This window comes from Levilactobacillus andaensis (assembly GCF_016861695.1).
Taxonomy (GTDB): domain Bacteria; phylum Bacillota; class Bacilli; order Lactobacillales; family Lactobacillaceae; genus Levilactobacillus; species Levilactobacillus andaensis.
In genome coordinates, this window is record NZ_BOLP01000014.1 from 75,516 (window position 1) to 94,677 (window position 19,162).

The 19,162-nt window shown below is 48.6% G+C and carries 9 protein-coding genes; all 9 read left to right on the forward strand.

What is annotated here, in order from left to right; translation table 11 throughout:
* Positions 1 to 186: 186 nt before the first annotated feature.
* On the forward strand, positions 187 to 1,695 hold the full coding sequence (locus tag JUF10_RS10645) for a glycosyltransferase (protein WP_203642147.1): 1,509 nt from the start codon (positions 187 to 189) through the stop codon (positions 1,693 to 1,695).
* A 307-nt stretch (positions 1,696 to 2,002) separates the two neighbouring features.
* Entirely contained in the window at positions 2,003 to 2,206 is a 204-nt protein-coding gene (locus JUF10_RS10650; protein WP_203642148.1) for a hypothetical protein, read from the forward strand.
* Positions 2,207 to 2,424: 218 nt separating this feature from the next.
* The gene (locus JUF10_RS10655; protein WP_203642149.1) at positions 2,425 to 3,930 is read left to right on the forward strand and encodes a glycosyltransferase; all 1,506 of its coding nucleotides are present in this window, start codon (positions 2,425 to 2,427) and stop codon (positions 3,928 to 3,930) included.
* 53 nt (positions 3,931 to 3,983) lie between these two features.
* Positions 3,984 to 4,871 (forward strand): zinc metalloprotease, encoded by an 888-nt coding sequence (locus tag JUF10_RS10660; protein WP_203642150.1) that lies wholly within the window; start codon positions 3,984 to 3,986, stop codon positions 4,869 to 4,871.
* Positions 4,872 to 5,391: 520 nt separating this feature from the next.
* Positions 5,392 to 6,912 carry an accessory Sec system glycosyltransferase Asp1 gene (gene asp1 / locus JUF10_RS10665; RefSeq protein WP_203642151.1) on the forward strand — a complete coding sequence of 507 codons (1,521 nt, stop codon included), beginning with the start codon at positions 5,392 to 5,394 and terminating at the stop codon, positions 6,910 to 6,912.
* Positions 6,913 to 6,938: 26 nt separating this feature from the next.
* Positions 6,939 to 8,471 carry a glycosyltransferase family 4 protein gene (locus JUF10_RS10670; RefSeq protein ID WP_203642152.1) on the forward strand — a complete coding sequence of 511 codons (1,533 nt, stop codon included), beginning with the start codon at positions 6,939 to 6,941 and terminating at the stop codon, positions 8,469 to 8,471.
* 73 nt (positions 8,472 to 8,544) lie between these two features.
* A complete protein-coding gene (locus JUF10_RS10675) occupies positions 8,545 to 9,441 on the forward strand; it encodes a zinc metalloprotease (RefSeq protein WP_203642153.1) in 897 nt (298 codons plus the stop codon).
* A 291-nt stretch (positions 9,442 to 9,732) separates the two neighbouring features.
* On the forward strand, positions 9,733 to 11,136 hold the full coding sequence (locus JUF10_RS10680) for a glycosyltransferase (RefSeq protein ID WP_236008210.1): 1,404 nt from the start codon (positions 9,733 to 9,735) through the stop codon (positions 11,134 to 11,136).
* Between the two features lie 764 nt (positions 11,137 to 11,900).
* Positions 11,901 to 19,162 (forward strand): KxYKxGKxW signal peptide domain-containing protein (locus tag JUF10_RS10685; protein WP_203642155.1); only part of this gene is annotated, 7,262 nt, incomplete at its 3' end.

The following is a 19,162-nucleotide window of genomic DNA, read 5'->3' on the forward strand; positions in this document are numbered from 1 at the left end:
AACTTGAATGATTGGTAGTGGCTTCTTCACCCAAAAATAGGTGAGGGGGCCACTATTGATTTCCAAACGTGAAGGGAATTAAGTATGAATTAAGTATGTGGTAAACTGATAACGTGATTGGATTTTTTGAATTTTCTAAATAGCTAACAAAAAATATAATTAGGAATGAAAGCGGGTAAATCCAGCATGAATTATTTTGTTGACATTGATTTAGGCGGCGCCATTACGGGCATTGAAAAGGCTGAATTTAACCGATTACGCTTGTTTCAGCAGGCGGGATTACCGGCCAAAATCATCTATTTAACGTACAAACCGCGACTGCATGAATTTGCGAAAAAGTTTGGTATCCAAGACGACAGCTTCTCCATCTATGACTATTTTCAACGGTCAGAAGAATATGCCGACTTCGGGCACTTTGATTGGCGGCACTATTGGAGGGAAACATGTCACTACAACCTTCAATTTATCGAAGGGGTTGCCGACATTCGGATTACCGATGAGAATGGCTTGTTTATTATGTATGCCAGTTTTTATGACGCAGACTATTCACGGCTGAATTACGTCAACTACTTTGACAAGGACCACATTAAGATTCGGCGGGATATCTATGACAGTCGGGGCTTCCTGAGTTGTACGTGTCTTCTAGCCGAAAAGGACCTGATCAACACGGAACTCTATTACGATCAGGAAGGCAAGGTGCGGATCGTTAAGCAGTATTTGATTGCCAGTGGGAAGGCCTTTTTGCGGGAGATTACGCTAAAAGACTATCGCCATCACGACTACTATTTTGGTAACGAAGACGAGTTCCGGACGTTCTTCTTCGATTCGCTTTATCAATCGGGAGATACGTTCTTTGCGGACCGCAATAGTAAAATGGGCGTTGCATTCAGCCACACGAAGCCTGAGGTACGGATCGTAGCCATCTTCCACAGCACACACGTCCGTGCGGATGATGACCCGATGACCGGCTCACTGAAATTTGGTGGCTACGAATATACATTGGAGCATGCTGACAAAATTTCGCGAATTGTGGTGTCGACCGAGCAGCAACGGCTGGATCTTGAACGACGGCTGCCAGACTTACCACCGGTGGCCAGTATTCCAGTGGGGTTCGCGGTCCCACAACCAGTGGATGACGTTGATTTTACGCAGCGTAACCCCCACCGCATTATTTGTGTCGCCCGGTACTCGCCCGAAAAGCAACTGTTACATCAAGTACGAGCGGTCGAACGACTCGTTCCAGAATTTCCGGACGTCGAGCTGCACTTGTTGGGGTATGGCGGTCGGGTCAGAGCCGAACTGCAACAATATATTGACGACCATCAGCTCAAGGATCACGTGTTCCTCCGTGGATTCCAGAAGGATTTAACGGCCGATTACCGCCAAGGTGCGCTTGCGCTCATGACCAGTAAGGAAGAGGGCTTTTCCCTGGCAACGCTGGAGTCCTTAAGCTATAGCGTGCCGGTAATTAGCTACGACATTAATTACGGTCCCCGCGAGATGATTACGGATGGTCAGAATGGCTTCTTGATTCCGGCGGATGACGAAGAAGCACTGTACCAGAAGATGCGGTTATATCTTGGCGACCGCAATCTCCAATTACAAATGATGCGAAACTGTCGGCCGTTGCTTAAACGGTATTCACCAGTACGCGTCATGCAGCAATGGCAAGATTTGGTTCAAGGCTTAGAATAAAAATTATCCAAAAATAGCAGTCTGTGGGGCACGTGATGTGTCCGGCAGGCGGCTATTTTTTATGCCTGCTGTTAGCAATGAAACAGGAAAGCGGTCACAAACGGCCTAAATATAATAAAATAAGTAATGACTCCAGAACTAAAAATGTGTGCATAAGACAAAACGAGTCTAGGAATGCTGTTGTGACGGCGTTTGCGCGGCATAAAAATAAAATAAATAAATTTATAGGAAGACCTGTAAACGACATTAAAAGTGTTGTATAATGAACACATGCAAGATAATCAGATTTAAACGGAGGTGCTATCTTATGTCAGTCTTAACTATGATTTTTGCTCAACATGGGGTTCAATTTTTTATAAGGTTAATGATCTACTTGGTCCTATGGAGCCTGGTTTTGATCTTCCGGGTCATCAACCGCAAGAAGACGCAAAAGCGTATGGCTGTGCGGACAGAATATATGATGGCACATACCGAAAAGAGTGCCGACGGGAAATACCCGTGGGAATTGTAAGAGTGTTATTTAAAATTTAACTTTAAAATAGTGTGATCGCTAAATTCTTTGAGGCGGTCACCTTTTTAGTAACTGGGAAAATTAATTGATGGTAGAATAAAAGGTAAAGCTAATGTTGTAACCTCGTCGTTCTTTGAAACACAGTATTAGTGTTTTGATCATTAGGCAACATTATCTAGTAAACGCGCAGTAGAGAGCGCATAAAGAAGGACAGAGAGATGAATTATTTCGTAGACATTAGCGTTGGTCCCACAATTTCTGGAATTGAGGAAGCTCAGTTCAATCGACTGCGACTATTTAAGCAGGCTAACCTACCAGCGACCATTTTGTATTTGAGCTATCAGTCGCGGCTACATGAGTACACCAAAAAATTCGGTGTTAGAGAGAACAGCTTCTCGATGTATGACTATTTTCAGAATGCCCGTCAAGATGCCGAAACGGCTCATAAGGATTGGCGTCGGTACTGGGAAGACGAGTGTCATTACCACTTGGAAGAGATCCCAGGATCCTTTGATATTCGAATTACCAAGGGAAATGACGTGCTGATCATGTATGCCCATTTTCTCGATAAGGATTACACGCGAATCGATTACATCAATTATTTCAATCCAAACCATGCTAAGATTCGGCGGGACGTTTACGATACCCGGGGGTTTTTAAGCCGGACCAGCATGCTGGCAGATCAAAGTACGATCAACAGCGAGCTCTACTTTGACCAGCAGCAGCGAGTTCGCATCATTAAGCAATATAGACGCGATGATACGAAATCAATTCTCCGTAAAATTACGCTGAAGGATTATCATCACCGGGATTATTTTTTCGATACGGAGAGTGAATTTCGGACCTTCTTCTTGAATCAACTTTATCAGGCTGGCGATGTCTATTACTGTGACCGGAACAGCGCCATGGCTGAGACCTTTCACAACCTGCGACCGGAGATTACGACTTGTGCCGTCTTCCATAGTACGCATGTACGTGTGGGTCAAGACATTTTGACCGGGGCCTTGAAGGCTAATATTTATGATTACACCTTAGCTCATCCGGAGAAGCTCAATCGAATCGTGGTGTCGACGGATCAGCAGCGCCGCGACCTATTAGCACGGTATGCAACGTTACCACCCGTCGTGACCATTCCAGTGGGTTTTGCAAGTCCGCAACCGGTTGATTTCAAGGCCCGCAAGCCCCACCGCATCATCTGTGTTGCCCGCTATGCGCCTGAAAAGCAGCTACTTCATCAAGTGAAGGCAGTTGAGCGTTTAGTGGCTGAATTTCCCGACGTTGAGTTGCATCTGTTGGGGTCCGGTCCCAAAATCGAGAAGATCCTGCGGGACTACATTAACACGCATCATTTAACCAGCCACGTCTTCTTACGCGGGTTTCAAACGGACTTGACGGCCGATTATCAGCAGGGGTCACTGGCACTGATGACCAGTAAGGAAGAGGGCTTTTCACTAGCAACGTTGGAGTCATTAAGCTTCAGTGTGCCGGTGATTGCCTACAATATTAATTACGGCCCGAGTGAAATGATTACGGATGGTGAGAATGGTTTTCTGGTTCCAGCGGACAATCAAGAGGCCCTGTACCAGAAGATGCGTGAGTATTTAGGAAATCACGAGTTACAGTTAAAAATGATGGCCAACTGTCAGCGACTGTTGAAACCATACGCACCGGCAGTGGTTCAACAGAAATGGCAAGACTTTGTCCAACACATCGCGCAAGACTAAATGGGTTAGCCACCGCAATTAGTGGTCTGCCGTAAAAATTTGGGGGAATAAACATGTTCAAGGTGCTCCGACGAATTCTATATCTGGTTGTTCTGGCAGTCGTGGTTTTCTTTGTGGTTAAAGGCATGACTAAAGTGAACATTTCGCTGTTTGGTAACCATAACTACTACCAGCGGTCTAAGGGAACGAGCACCAATGACGGTTTAGTCAACCAGAAGACGTACTCACAGGCTAGGCTTAAACAGTTAACGACGATTACCCATGGAACCAAATATTCTGGGAATACCAGTCTGGATAAGGTGGCTACTCGCTATTCGTATAAGGTGGCCGGTCATACGATCAACAACTTCATGGGGCGCGATGGGGTCCTCCAACTCTATAACGAGTCGTCCTTTATGTCGGATAAGATGGTCAAGGACGCCGCTGAGTATTGGAATACCTTGGCGGGAACAAGAATCGTCGAGGTTGTGAAGACGGCCAAAGCCAGCGATGAAGTTATTCATGACGATCAGGAGAAAAATAAATACGGTATTGGGGGGCAAACTTACAATAATATGGGGATGCTTTTTTATCCGCATAACTGGGCGGTGACAGGGCTAACGGCTCGTGGTAAGAATAACTGGAAGGAAGCCATTTTGTTGCGGGAAATTGGCCATGCGCTAGGCATTCCTAATCTGGGTGGTGGTGCAGCGGGTGTTAATGACCGCAACGCCAATAAGAAATCCACGGACTTCATGGGCAACTGGGGTGTTGAACTGGTCAATGCACCGCTGGAAAATAAGCGGGGCATCACGAGTACCCCGGTGGATGCTGCGGCGTTGACCATTGCCGGTATCGCGTGGCCACGACCACAGAAGCTGGCAAACTGGGCGTTCACGACCCCCAAGGCGACTGTCAATTATGACAACGGTAAAATCGTGTCGACGATTCCTAAATCGTAAGAACAGTAGGACTGAGGATAATTTCTCGGTCCTATTTTTTATGGGATAGGAGTATCAACTGTAAGGGGCGTGTCAGTTGCCCGCACCGTTCCAGCCCATATCTGGTGACCGGTAAGGTGAAGCCTCCGGCGGCCATAGTTTGGGCAGCTTATCCAGATCAGCCGACGTTACACTTTGCCTTATTTGTAAGCTAAACGACTCAACTATAAGTTTCTGCTATAATAATTGCTATGATAAATTGATTGAATTAGTCAGATGGTATTTACACAGTCTATAAACTGTTGTATCCTTGACTATACGCAAATGACAGCGCTTAATCATCCGCTAGTTAGTCAGGCTAGACGTGGTGATTTGGTTTCGCCGCTGGATAATGTGAAAAAAGAATCATTGATGATAGCAATTGGTTTTATTAATAAAACTAATTAGGTATACTTAGATTAGTTTAAACTTTATTGTTGGGAAGCCCAGTTGACTAGAAATGGGTGAAGACCCTTCACGATGAGGATGGGAGTGTGACACCGTGTATTATTTTATTAATGAGTACCTCTTACAAAAGAATTCAAGCGTTGAGCATACGGCAATGAATCGGGTGAAGTTGTTCAATCACTATAAAACACCCGCAAAGATCGTGACGAAGATTTATGATCGACTCTTGCACCAGACCATTAGTAAATTTGGTGTCGCTGATAATCAGGTCATGAACATGTTCGACTACTTTCAAGGGCTGACCGATACGGGGACGCCAAAGTTTGTGACCACAGACAAATTAAATTTACCAATTGAATACGAAGTAAATGTTGGTGCCAACTTCAGTGGGGTCTTCGATGGTGACCGGCTGATCGCCAACGTTGGGTTTATTCCTGGTACCATTGGCCGGGTCTTCTATCATGAGTTCTTCGACCAACTTGGTAACCGTGTTGGCACCGATCTGTGGGACTGGCGCGGGTTCCGGTCGGCGACTCAATATTTCGGCCAAAATGGGCAATTGATTTCACAGCGTTACTATCGCGCTGACGGTCAAACGGCAATTGAGGAATACTTTACCCAGGATACTGAGGGTAAGCCGCTGACGTCGCGGATGATCTTAAAGGATTATCAGGGTGAGGGCGACCGTTTCTTCCAGAATGCGGATGACTTGTTTACCTTCTTCTTGAACGAGCTGAGCAAACAGGATTCAGAACGGACGACCTTCATCGTCGATCGTCCAGGGACCGGGGTCAACCCATTGCTGGCGTTGAACGATAATTCACGGAAGTATGTCTATGTGCCGATCAACCATGCAATCAGTCCGAATGATCCGATTCATGCCGACCTCGATGGTTTCTTGGCACCAGCGTTTGAACATTTCAGTCATTTCGACGGCTTCATCACGGGAACGCCCCAACAGGCAGCTAACCTGAGCACGCGTTTCCCTAAGGCACCGGTCTTCTCGATGCCAGCGGTCACCACGTTACCGACTTCAAAGGAAGAAACGGTGGAAGTGGCCCCTAGCGAACGATTGCCGCACAGCGTCATCTACGTCGGTCGAATTGCTAAGGATAAGCAGATTGAACAGCAACTGCGGATGTTTGCGCTGGTCAAGGACCGAGTGCCAGACGCCACCTTTACCTTGTTCGGTTACGGCAGTGCCAAGTACGTTGAGGACATGCAGAAATTAACGCAGGAACTGAATCTCACAACGAGTGTCACCTTTAAAGACTACGTGCCCGACTTGAACGATCAATACGACCACTACCAGGTCATGACCAACATGTCACTAGCCGATGGTGGACCATTAGCGATGCTGGAAGCCATGATCCATGGGATTCCGGCGGTCAGCTATCGATTCAACTACGGCCCAGCTGACATCATTGCGGATGGTAAGGACGGTTATCTCATTGCGCCTGGCCAAGCATTGGCTATGGCGGATAAGGTTGTTGACTTGTTGTTGGATGAACAAAAATTAACAGCATTCAGCCACGCGGCGTACATTAAAGCCCATGATCAATGGACGCGCCGGAAGGTTTGGAACCGGTGGCAGAAGGAATTGAAGGGCGAATAGCGAGATTGCTAAGGGAGGTCGACTAGATGTATTACTTTTTGAACGATAACATGCAGTATTCAAAATCAGGGATTGAACATGCGGAAATCAACCGACTACACTTGTTCAATCAACACCACGTGCCAGCTAAAATTGTGACGCGAATTTTTTCCATGGATTTGACGAACATCTTGCGGCAATCTGGGATTCAACGCGAAAATTTTGTGAATCTCTTTGAATTTTTCTGTGGGAGTACACAAGCAGCCAGTCAGTCGTTCACGATGAATGACTTTTCCTTGCCGGCTAATACGACCACGACGCGCAAGGACGACCAATTACAGGTCTTTGCGCAAGGGAAAATGTTAATGATCATTTATTTCCGCAAGCAGTCGACGGAGATCAGTAACGTCCAGTACTTCGACGCCAATGGTCGGACCGTGTCGATGGTCTGGTGGGATGTCCGCGGCTTCAAGTGTCTCGAACAGTTCTTTGACCTCGAAGGCAAAATTTCTCAGGAACAATACTACGGTCCCGATGGCCTTGTGCACTTGGAAAAGAATCATTACCTTAATCGCGGGGGCAAGGAGTGCCTGTCATGGCGCGTCTTGAACTACCGCAATAGTAGCTGGGTCTTTAGCGGCATGAATGAGTTGACCCGTTTCTTCTACGACGAATTGAATGGGTTGGACCAGCACAACGTCTTCATTTGTGACCGGACTGTTGAATGTGACTGGGGCCTATTCCACATGCAGACGTCGGCGTTCAAGGTGCTTCACTTACACAATGACCATGTGAGCGACCCGAGCGACATGCTGCATTCGCCATTGAACAACAACTACACGAACGCCCTGAATAACTGGGCAAAGTGGGATGCGGTCATTTCGGCCACGCCAGAACAGTCGGAAGATGTGGTGAACCGGTTTGGGAGTGACATTCCAGCCTTTACGATTCCGGTTGGTTACGTTTCGGATGAAGAGATTGCCGCACCACACCAAGATTTCACTGCCCGGCAAAAGGACCTCATCGTCCACGTGGCGCGGTTAGCACCTGAAAAGCAGCAGAACCACTCGATTCAGGCCTTTGCCCAGGTCCATCAACAATTCCCTAATGCCAGACTTGAACTCTGGGGGTATGCGAACGGGGATATTGAGCAACAATTCAAGCAGCAAGTGAGCGATGCCGGCTTGAAGGACGTCGTTGCCTTTAAGGGCTACACGAGTGATATCGATGCCGTCTATGATCGCGCCCAGATCGGTATTTTGCCAAGTCGTGCAGAAGGTTTTTCACTGACGCTGCTCGAAGCTCAGTCTCACGGGGTACCAATGGTGGCCAACGACGTGAAATATGGCCCTAGCGACATCATCCAAGATGGGGTCACGGGAATCCTGACGGAAGATGGGCAGCCGCAACAATTGGCGGATGCAATGATTAAATTGTTGGGCGACCAGAAGCTCCTGAAGGCTTACAGTGCCGCTGCGTATGAGAATGCCAAGCGTTACTCGGAGGATGCTGTCTTTGAGAAATGGCAACAGTTACTGGATTATTTTGATAGTTTAGCACGTGAAAAAGCCGCCGTTTAAGCGGTTATGACTGGTTGCCGCCAAGAACTTATTTGAAGTTGTTGGCGGTTTTTGGGTAAAGAGGTGTAACGACATGATGTGGAAACGGCTGATTCAGTGGGGATTGGCAGCTGCGGCGCTGGCCCTGGTCGTGCTGGGGATGACGCAATTAAATGTGCGCGAGAACCCCCAGCCGGCGGTGAAACAGTCCGCAAAACAAGACTACCAGCGAACCGCAACCTATAGTCCAGCGGGTGGTCGGATTGACCGACACCTCTATTCGCAAAAGCAGTTGCGGGCCTTAACGGCAATCACGCACGGTAACCAGTACCGAGGTAATACCAGTCTAGATGCTGTGACCACCCGACACGTTTATCAGTTGGACGGCCGGAATTTGGCGAATATTGTGGGGGCCGATGGCGTCCTACAATTGTATAATGAGTCGCATTTCATGACGACCCGGATGGTGAAGGATGCCGCGGCGTTTTGGAATCAAGTAGCGGGAACAACGGTGGTCGAAGTGGTCTCGCGTCCGGACCGAAGCGATGAGATCATTCACGACGGCAAGAGTTCACGGTCGGTACTCGGCGGTCAGACGTACAATGGTCGGGGAATTTTATTCTATCCGGGCAATTGGCGTATTCAGAACCTGTCACAGCGTAACCAGCAAAATTGGAAAGAAGCGGCATTGATCCACGAAATCGGCCATGCATTTGGCATTCCGCATTTGGGCGGTGGACCATTAGGGACTAACGCGTCCAAGGCGGGCGTACAGACCGTGGAACTTATGGCGGCCTGGTCCGTTGGACGGGTGGGGTCGCCACCTGAAAATGAGCAGGGAGTCAAGAGTACGTCCATGGACGCTGCAACCTTGGCCCTGGCCGGATTGAGCTGGCAACGTTCGCGACGACTGGCAGGCTGGGTGTTGAATTCGAATCGGGTCGTTTTATACGACAACGGCCGAGTGACAACGACTCCTAAAACAAATTAAAGGTTAGGCAACGTCTCATATGGCAGAGCGTAGTCGGAGCCAGCGGCGAAATTTCTGGTAGCCGTCGGGCAGGCAACTAAGACTGAGCCCAGTTAGATGAGCTAAACTATCCGGGTGTCACAGTATGACTTTAACTTGTAGAACGGGTATTCTGGAGAGTAATGGCGCAGACATAATTATAGATGGGGTGGCGAATGTGAATTATTTTGTCAATCAGAACTTGGGAATGAACTTAACGGGGATTGAAAAGGCGCAACTAAACCGCTTGGCATTGTTCAAAGCGGGGGGGGGATGGCTGCTAAAATTTTGACGGTGGGCTTTAATACCAGACTACATGAGAACGCCCGTCGTTTTGACGTGGATGGTCGCTGCTTTTCGATGTACGACTATTTTCAGGGCGTAATGGACGATGAAACGGTTACGTCGTTTGACTGGATCGCGTATTGGGAGACGTGTGGGTTTAGTCTGAAATATATCCCCAACACCAAGGATGTCCGCGTCTTTGCGGCAGATGGTCAATTTTTGCTGTACGCACGGTTTTACGACCAGGAGTATCGGTCGATCGAGTACGTGAATTACTTTGACCAACACCACGCTAAGATCAAGCGTGAACTGTTCGACCAGCGGGGGTTTCGCAGTCAGATCGTCTATTTGGCGGCGATGCAGAAGATTCAGGCAAAGGTTTACTTGAATCGGCAGGGCCAGGCCTGTTTAGAGGAACTATATGATTCTGATCAAAAGTTAGAGTCCACACTACGGCAGATTATTGTTCATGGCCGCGATGGGCGCGACTACTTTTTCAATACGCAAGAAGAGCTCCAGACATTCTTCTTTAATACACTCTATCAGGACGGGGATGTCTACATTAGCGACCGGAATCTGAAATTAGCTGAGGCTCTCAGCAAGACGGATTCGGCTGTCAAAGTTTGCGTTGTCTTCCATAGCACTCACGCGCAGAGTCAAACGGATGTCATGGACTCGCGCATCAAGAGCCATTACCGATTTATGCTGGAACATATCTCGGATTTTGACCGCTTTATCTGTTCGACCGAGTATCAGAAACGAGATCTCTTGGAACGGTTCCCTAATTTACCAGTAGTAGCGATTCCCGTAGGCTTCACGCAACCACAGGTCCTAGCACCGGAAAAACGCCAGGCTAACCGGATTATTGGAGTTGCTCGGTACGCTCCAGAAAAACAGGTCATGCACCAGGCTGTGGCCGTTTCTAAGCTAGTGGCAGAGTTTCCGGACGTTCAGCTCCATCTGTTTGGCTATGGGAGCCAGGAGAAGGCTTTACGAGACTTTATTGAAGAGCATCACTTGGAAAAGAATATCTTCTTGCGCGGCTTTTATCCGGACCTAACGGAAGAATATCAGAAGGCGTCTTTGGCGCTGCTGACAAGTCGTGAAGAGGGCTTCTCGCTGGCAACGCTAGAAGCCCAGAACTTTGGTGTGCCCGTCATTAGCTACGACGTGCGCTATGGGCCAAGTGAGTTGATTCAAGACGGCGTTAACGGGTCTTTAGTGACCGCCAACGATCAGAACGAACTATATGAAAAGATACGAGATTATTTACGTCAGCCCGACCTACAAGAGCAGTTCCGGCATGAAAGTCTCGCGACTGCCGAGAAGTTTTCAGCAACAGCTGTCACGAAGAAATGGCAAGATTTGATTCGCAATGTGTTAGCTGATTGAGTTAATTTAACGACCTAAAGAACCCGTCACACCTAATGTTGGTGCGGCGGGTTCTTTTTTGCGGTGGTTACAGTAGCCAATAAATTGCTGGCTTAGTGTTTTCCTTTGGTGTTAGACAATCATCAGAGTGCTAGTGAATCGCATGAACAGTGGGGTTGACACGTAATAGTTGATTTAAGTGCAACAAAAAAATGTTAAAATCACTAAATATGATTAAGTTACACATTTGAAGAAATGGGGTAGAAAATAAAATTTACTTACGAATTTTATAAAAATAGTGGGAGATATTAGTTGCAATGGCGTCTTAAATATGGCCAAACAACTATTCACCAGTTTTGAGTAAGTGGACAGATTTTCTAATTAAAACATAATGTTAAAGCTTTTTTAAAGGTGAAAATAAAGCAAGCACTGTTAATGATGAAAGCCTTTTGTGACACTAATATGGCGTTATTTTGGGGATTATCAGCTGATAAAATGTTAGTGGACGGCAATTGACAAAGATGTGAACTTTTTAATTTAAAAAAATGTTTATATCAAATATCACCTATACCAATTTATATTGGGAGATATGAATAGTCTATGTATGAAATTTATGATAAACTCGTAAGCGAAATGATATTGTTTTACACTACTCACGTTTTACTATAGCAACGTGTATAGACCACTTAGACTTTGGTCTAGAACTATTTCTAGGCTAATAGTCGGGGGAGTACAGTGCAATTTAGTCGGTCATTCATACAAGGAGGACATTAAAAGTGAAATTTATGCGGAATAAAGCTTTTAACGGCGATCCTAAATTACGTTACAAGATGTTTAAGGCAGGGAAGACTTGGGTCTTCACTGCTATTGCGTCTTTCTCGTTATTAGGTGCCGGGAACCTAACAGCCAAAGCAGATACTTCTAGTCAGGCCGATAGTTCCGCCAGCACAGCGGTCGCCTCAGCTACCAATTCATCGAACACAGCCACGTTAAAATCGAGTTCGGCGGCATCTAGTATAGCTACCGAGAGTAATACAACGTCAACTGCTACGGCAGAGGCAGAAACGACTACGGAAACAAGCGCCGAAGCCAGTAACAGTGCGGCTTCGGGTGAAAGCGCTTCATCAAATGCTACTGAATCCTCAAGCGGCACAACCAGTGCGGTAGTAACTAGTGCAGAGGCAACCAGTGCTGAAGCCACGAGTGCCAACGCAACTAGCGATGCCACAACGGCCGCTAGCTTAGCTGCAGAACGAATCGCAGCAAACGCCAACACTGACGTCACCTTGACTACGAACGTTACCAAGGCCGTCACCAAGACAGCCGCGACTAAGAAGGCTGTCGCAACGAACGCTGTTGAATCATCGGCTGCCGACAGTACTGCGGCTAACGCGGCATCATCCGCAGCAAACGCAGCCTCGTCAGCGGCCAGTGCAGCATCTAGCTACGCAACGTTGGTTCCAACAACGGACACGCAGTCAGCAACGAGTGCGGCCAATAGCGCATATAAAGAAACTTTACAAGCTTACGACTACGCTAAACATTACAATAGTTTAGCTAACATGTACCTAGCAGCAACGGACGTTTCTAGCGATGCTCCGGGAATGGCTCAATCCTATGCCGCTGCGAATTCAATGGCGAACTCATACGCTGAGGACGCAAAGTCCTATGCCGACGTAACGTCTAGCGCCGCCGACGCAGCACGGATCGCCGCTGCTCAGGGTGCTAAGGATATCGTGAGTTCCTACGCTAAGGATGCGCATAAGTTGGCGAACTCAGCTGCAGTTGCGGTTGAAGAAGCTTCCTCAGCAGCTAGCAGCGCGTACCTGGCAACACAGTACGCCAAGGATAACTCAGCCGCCTTAGCAGCTGCCACGGCAGCTAACTCAGCGTTCTCCTCAGCTAGTTCAGCTGCAGCCGAAGCGCTTAGTTTAGCTAATCAAGCTGACAAACTTTACGAAACTGCAAGTAGTGCCGCCGTTTCTGGTGACTATGATGCAGCCAGCACCGCTTTAGCCTCAGTGATTCAGGTAGCTACTGTAGATGCAGTGGCAGCGAACCAGGCGGCCAGCGATTTCCGTGACCAAGCGGTAGCCGCAGCTAAGCAGGCTGTCGACTTGTCCATCACGGATGCAGTTAGTGAAGCCAACAGTAGTGCCAACAAGGCTAGCAACGCAGCCAGTGCTGCAGCCAGTGCCGCTGTAGCAGCTAGTGGTTATAATGGGGACCAATCGGCGCAATATGCTGCCAATGCCTCCAGTTACGCTGCGGTTGCTTCAGAAGCCGCTGCAACGGCTAGCACGGCAGCAGTTAACGCTGCCACAGCCGCAACGCCTAAAGAAGCCCATAACTTTGCTTTAACGGCCGATTCAGCCGCAGTGGTGGCTAGTAGCGCCGCTGCCGAGGCTGCCACAGCTGCAAGCTTGGCTGAACAGTTTGATACCAACGTTGAAACGCCAAACACGGACAATGAAGGTAACGTGACGGCAACATTAGCCGCTGATAAGGTCCTGGCCAACTTGGGCGATTCAATTACCCTGACCACGAACTTGGGTATCTCTGGTCTGTACAGCCTCAGCGGCAAGGTAACCTACACGTGGTATGTTTCGACCGATGGCAAAACTTGGTCGGCTTTAAACGATCCAACGACTTCTAGCAACGAAAAACCAACGAACAATATTATCACCCCGGCGGCCGGTGGTACTTACTACTACCAAATGGTAGCAACCGGTAAGAAGTCAATCCCATTGACAATTGGTTCTACTGTGAACTTCGCCCAAGCAAGTAACATCATTACCGTTGTGGTAACGGATGCTAAAGGGACGTACACGGATCAAGCCAGTGCAGCCGCAAGTTTAGCTGCTAGCTATGCAGCTAAGGCCTCCTCCAATGCAACGGCAGCCAGTACTGCAGTAACAAATATGGATAAGTTGGTTACCTTTAATGAACAAGAATTGTTAACGGCGTCATCCTATGCGACTAAAGGTCGAGAAAACACTGCAAATGCAAGCTCATACGCTGCCAACGCCAAAACGGCCGCAACCGCAGCTAGTACCGCACAAAGCAACGCTGCGGTAGCCGAAGAATCCGGCGATTACACGAGTGCGAGCTCATACGCTGCTGTAGCTACGGCAAGCGCCAATGATGCTAACTCATACGGACTGTTAGCAAACTCAGCTGCTTCGACCGCGCAAAGTTACGTGGACCAAGCCTTGCTTAAAGCAGCAGGGGTAACAGGCGATAAAAATACCGGCGAATACCTGTCTAGCAGTTATGCGCAAACTGCGGCCAATGCAGCAAGTGCCGCTAACAGTGCGTACAATTTAGCCAACTCGCACGCTCAAGATGCTAATAATGCTTACTTGGCAGCCGGTGGAGACTTTAACTCCGGCGCGTCAACAGCGAACTCCATTGCAACTTCGGCCGCTTCAGCAGCCAAGTCTTACGCACAAGCCGCAAGTAAGGCATCAAGTAATGCCGCCGCTGCAAGCACGTATGATGATGCAGCCAACGCAGCCGATGCAGCGAACACTAATTTAACCTTCGCTAACTCTGCAGCTGAAGTTGCGGGTAGTGCAGCTGCTGCAGCAACCGCAAGCATTATCGATGCTCAATCTTCATACGCTGCTTCCGTTGCCGCCGCTATTGTACTTCAAGACTCACTAGCAGGTTCCAATGCGGCAGTAGCAGCTTCAACCGCAAACTCCTTGGCAAGTGCAAATAAGACCAACACCAGCTTGGGATCTTCCTATGTGGCCGAGGCCTTAGATTACGCACAATCCGCACAATTTGCTGCTGCTTCCGGAGACATTGCTGCCGCCGAAGCCAACAGCTACATGGCACAAGCCTCCTCAGCAGTAGCGGCTGGTAACTTTATCGCTGCTAGCTCCTACGTTTCGTTGAGCAACTCGGCAGCTGCTAGTGGAAATTCTTATGCCACGGCCGCAACGTCAGCCGCCGCAGCCGCCGCGGACGCAGCCTTCGAAGCTGGGAATTACTCGAACAATACGTCGAAGTATGAAGGTAAGCCAAGTGGGAATGCCTCAGTTATTTGGGGAATTGCTCTGAACAATGGTTACACGCAACAACCAGCACCACTGACTTCGACGATGCAGAACAGTACGTTTACACTGACTGGGACGACCAAGCTAGGTCTGGTCAACATTCCGGCCTTCACGACCTCTGTAACCTGGTATGTTCAGGTCAACGGATCGTGGATGAAGGTTAGCAAGGCTGTGGACCAAGGTTATCTGAAGTCAGCTGACGCGAAGAGTAACAATGGATTAGGAATCAAAACGTCAACGTCAAGTACGTTAACGGTTGAAACCAACGATACGTTTAAAGGAAACTTGCGCTTCCAGATGGTTTCTGACTATGGTGTAATCATTGGTGCTACGCTGTACAGTGATGTCGCCGAAGTTAACGTTTACGACAAGGAAGTTGCCGCAACTGGGATTACGATTGCTGGGGACGATTACTTGCTGAACTCGGCACCAGGAACTTACGTGGCAACAACTAACCCAAGCAATGCAACGGGAACGGTGACCTGGAAGAGTAGTAACACCAGCATTGCTACGGTTGATGGTGCTGGGGTGGTAACACCAGTTTCAACTGATAGTAAGGGTAAAGTTACCATTACAGCAACTATCACTAATAGTGATGGGTCATCATATTCCGACTCTAAAGAGATTACGATCGGTAATGGATTACTGGATCAAACGGCTAATGCTGGTGATACCGTCTACTTCACTCCACAAACGAATTCTGGTACGGCTGATGACGTGGTTAGCTACCAGTGGTACAAGTCAGATTCTGCAACTGGAACTGGAAAAGCTATCAGTGGCGCGACCGAATCAACATTGAAACTTGAAGATGTGACATTAGGTGGCGCAGGTTACTACTACCTGGTTATTACAGGAAGTGGTAGCTCAGTAACGCTGGGTAGTGCTTACTTGACTGTGTTGAGTTCCCAAGGCGTGGCCGCATCAGACGCAGCCAGCGCAGCAGCTAGCGCAGCAGCTGACGCGGGCGTTTACGCAAGCATCGCGAACTCTTATGCTAATGTGGCTGATCAGTATGCAGGTGAAGATTATGTTGAATCCACTTCATATGCAGCCCAAGCAGCCGAAGCAGCAAACGTTGCAAGTCAAGCTGCACAGTCTGCATCAGATGCAGCCAGTGCGGCAGTAGAAGCACAAACAAACGCCGATTCTGCTGAAGCAGCAGGAGATAACGCAGCGGCTTCAAGTTATGCAAATCAGGCTAAGGAAGCAGCTTCCGCAGCGCAAGATGCCAAGGAAAAAGCTTCCAGTGCAGCAAATGACGCTTCTGCTTACGCAAGTTTAGCGGTAGAAGCACATCAAGAAACTGATAGTGACTCGGATTCTGATAGTGACTCGGATTCTGATAGTGACTCGGATTCTGATAGTGACTCGGATTCTGATAGTGATTCGGATTCTGATAGTGATTCGGATTCTGATAGTGATTCGGATTCTGATAGTGATTCCGATAGCGACAGCGACTCAGATTCCGATAGTGACTCGGACTCTGACAGCGATTCAGACTCCGACAGTGATTCAGACTCTGACAGCGATTCCGATTCTGACAGCGACTCAGATAGCGACAGCGATTCTGATTCTGACAGTGACTCCGATTCTGACAGTGATTCGGATTCCGACAGCGACTCAGATAGCGACAGTGATTCCGATTCTGATAGTGACTCAGATAGCGACAGCGATTCAGACTCCGACAGTGATTCCGATTCCGACAGCGATTCCGATAGCGACTCAGATTCCGACAGTGATTCTGACTCCGACAGCGACTCTGACAGCGACAGTGACTCAGACTCCGACAGTGACTCAGATTCCGATAGTGATTCAGACTCCGATAGTGACTCTGACTCCGACAGTGATTCCGATTCCGACAGTGATTCTGACAGCGACAGTGACTCAGATTCCGACAGCGATTCCGATTCCGATAGCGACTCAGATTCCGACAGTGATTCTGACTCCGACAGCGACTCTGACAGCGACAGTGACTCAGATAGTGATTCCGATTCTGACAGCGACTCGGATTCCGACAGCGACTCGGATTCCGACAGTGACTCAGACTCTGACAGCGATTCAGACTCCGACAGCGATTCAGACTCCGACAGTGATTCAGACTCTGACAGCGATTCCGATTCTGACAGCGACTCAGATAGCGACAGCGATTCAGATAGCGATAGTGACTCAGATAGCGACAGCGATTCCGATTCCGACAGTGACTCTGATTCCGACAGTGACTCTGATTCCGACAGTGATTCTGACAGCGACAGTGACTCAGACTCCGACAGTGACTCAGATTCCGATAGTGATTCTGACTCCGATAGTGACTCTGATTCCGACAGCGATTCAGACTCCGATAGCGACTCAGACTCCGACAGTGATTCGGATTCCGACAGTGATTCGGATTCCGACAGCGACAGCGACTCAGATTCCGACAGTGACTCTGACAGCGACAGCGATTCAGACTCCGACAGTGACTCAGATTCCGACAGTGATTCTGACAGCGACAGTGACTCAGACTCCGACAGTGACTCAGACTCCGACAGTGACTCAGACTCCGACAGTGACTCAGATTCCGACAGTGATTCCGATTCCGACAGTGACTCCGACTCTGACAGTGACTCTGATTCCGACAGCGACTCTGATTCCGACAGCGATTCAGACTCCGACAGTGATTCCGATTCCGACAGTGATTCTGACAGCGACAGTGATTCCGATAGCGACTCAGATTCCGACAGTGATTCTGACTCCGACAGTGACTCAGATAGTGACAGCGATTCCGATTCTGATAGCGACTCAGATAGCGACAGCGATTCAGATAGCGATAGTGACTCAGATAGCGACAGTGACTCCGACTCTGACAGTGACTCTGATTCCGACAGCGATTCAGACTCCGACAGTGACTCTGATTCCGACAGTGATTCTGACAGCGACAGTGACTCAGACTCCGACAGTGACTCAGATTCCGATAGTGATTCAGACTCCGATAGTGACTCTGATTCCGACAGCGATTCAGACTCCGACAGTGATTCCGATTCCGACAGTGACTCTGATTCCGACAGTGACTCAGACTCCGACAGTGACTCTGATTCCGACAGCGATTCAGACTCCGACAGCGATTCAGACTCCGACAGTGATTCAGACTCCGACAGTGATTCAGACTCCGACAGTGATTCAGACTCTGACAGCGATTCCGATTCTGACAGTGACTCAGATAGCGACAGCGATTCCGATTCCGACAGTGACTCAGACTCTGACAGTGACTCAGATAGCGACAGCGATTCAGACTCTGACAGTGACTCAGATTCCGACAGTGATTCTGACAGCGACAGTGACTCAGACTCCGATAGCGACTCAGACTCCGACAGTGATTCGGATTCCGACAGCGATTCAGACTCCGACAGTGACTCTGATTCCGACAGTGATTCTGACAGCGACAGTGACTCAGACTCCGACAGTGACTCAGATTCCGATAGTGATTCAGACTCCGATAGTGACTCTGATTCCGACAGCGATTCAGACTCCGACAGTGACTCAGACTCCGATAGCGACTCAGACTCCGACAGTGATTCGGATTCCGACAGTGATTCGGATTCCGACAGCGACAGCGACTCAGATTCCGACAGTGACTCTGACAGCGACAGCGATTCAGACTCCGACAGTGACTCAGATTCCGACAGTGATTCTGACAGCGACAGTGACTCAGACTCCGACAGTGACTCAGACTCCGACAGTGACTCAGACTCCGACAGTGACTCAGATTCCGACAGTGACTCAGATTCCGACAGTGATTCTGACAGCGACAGTGACTCAGACTCCGACAGTGACTCAGATTCCGATAGTGATTCTGACTCCGATAGTGACTCAGATTCCGATAGTGATTCTGACTCCGATAGTGACTCAGATTCCGACAGCGATTCAGACTCCGACAGCGATTCAGACTCCGACAGTGATTCCGATTCCGACAGTGACTCCGACTCTGACAGTGACTCTGATTCCGA

Coding starts and splice junctions, on each gene's coding strand:
- JUF10_RS10680 (WP_236008210.1), top strand. CDS start 9,733: ATGGCTGCTAAAATTTTGACGGTGGGCTTTAATACCAGACTACATGAG.
- JUF10_RS10645 (WP_203642147.1), top strand. CDS start 187: ATGAATTATTTTGTTGACATTGATTTAGGCGGCGCCATTACGGGCATT.
- JUF10_RS10675 (WP_203642153.1), top strand. CDS start 8,545: ATGATGTGGAAACGGCTGATTCAGTGGGGATTGGCAGCTGCGGCGCTG.
- JUF10_RS10670 (WP_203642152.1), top strand. CDS start 6,939: ATGTATTACTTTTTGAACGATAACATGCAGTATTCAAAATCAGGGATT.
- JUF10_RS10655 (WP_203642149.1), top strand. CDS start 2,425: ATGAATTATTTCGTAGACATTAGCGTTGGTCCCACAATTTCTGGAATT.
- JUF10_RS10660 (WP_203642150.1), top strand. CDS start 3,984: ATGTTCAAGGTGCTCCGACGAATTCTATATCTGGTTGTTCTGGCAGTC.
- JUF10_RS10650 (WP_203642148.1), top strand. CDS start 2,003: ATGTCAGTCTTAACTATGATTTTTGCTCAACATGGGGTTCAATTTTTT.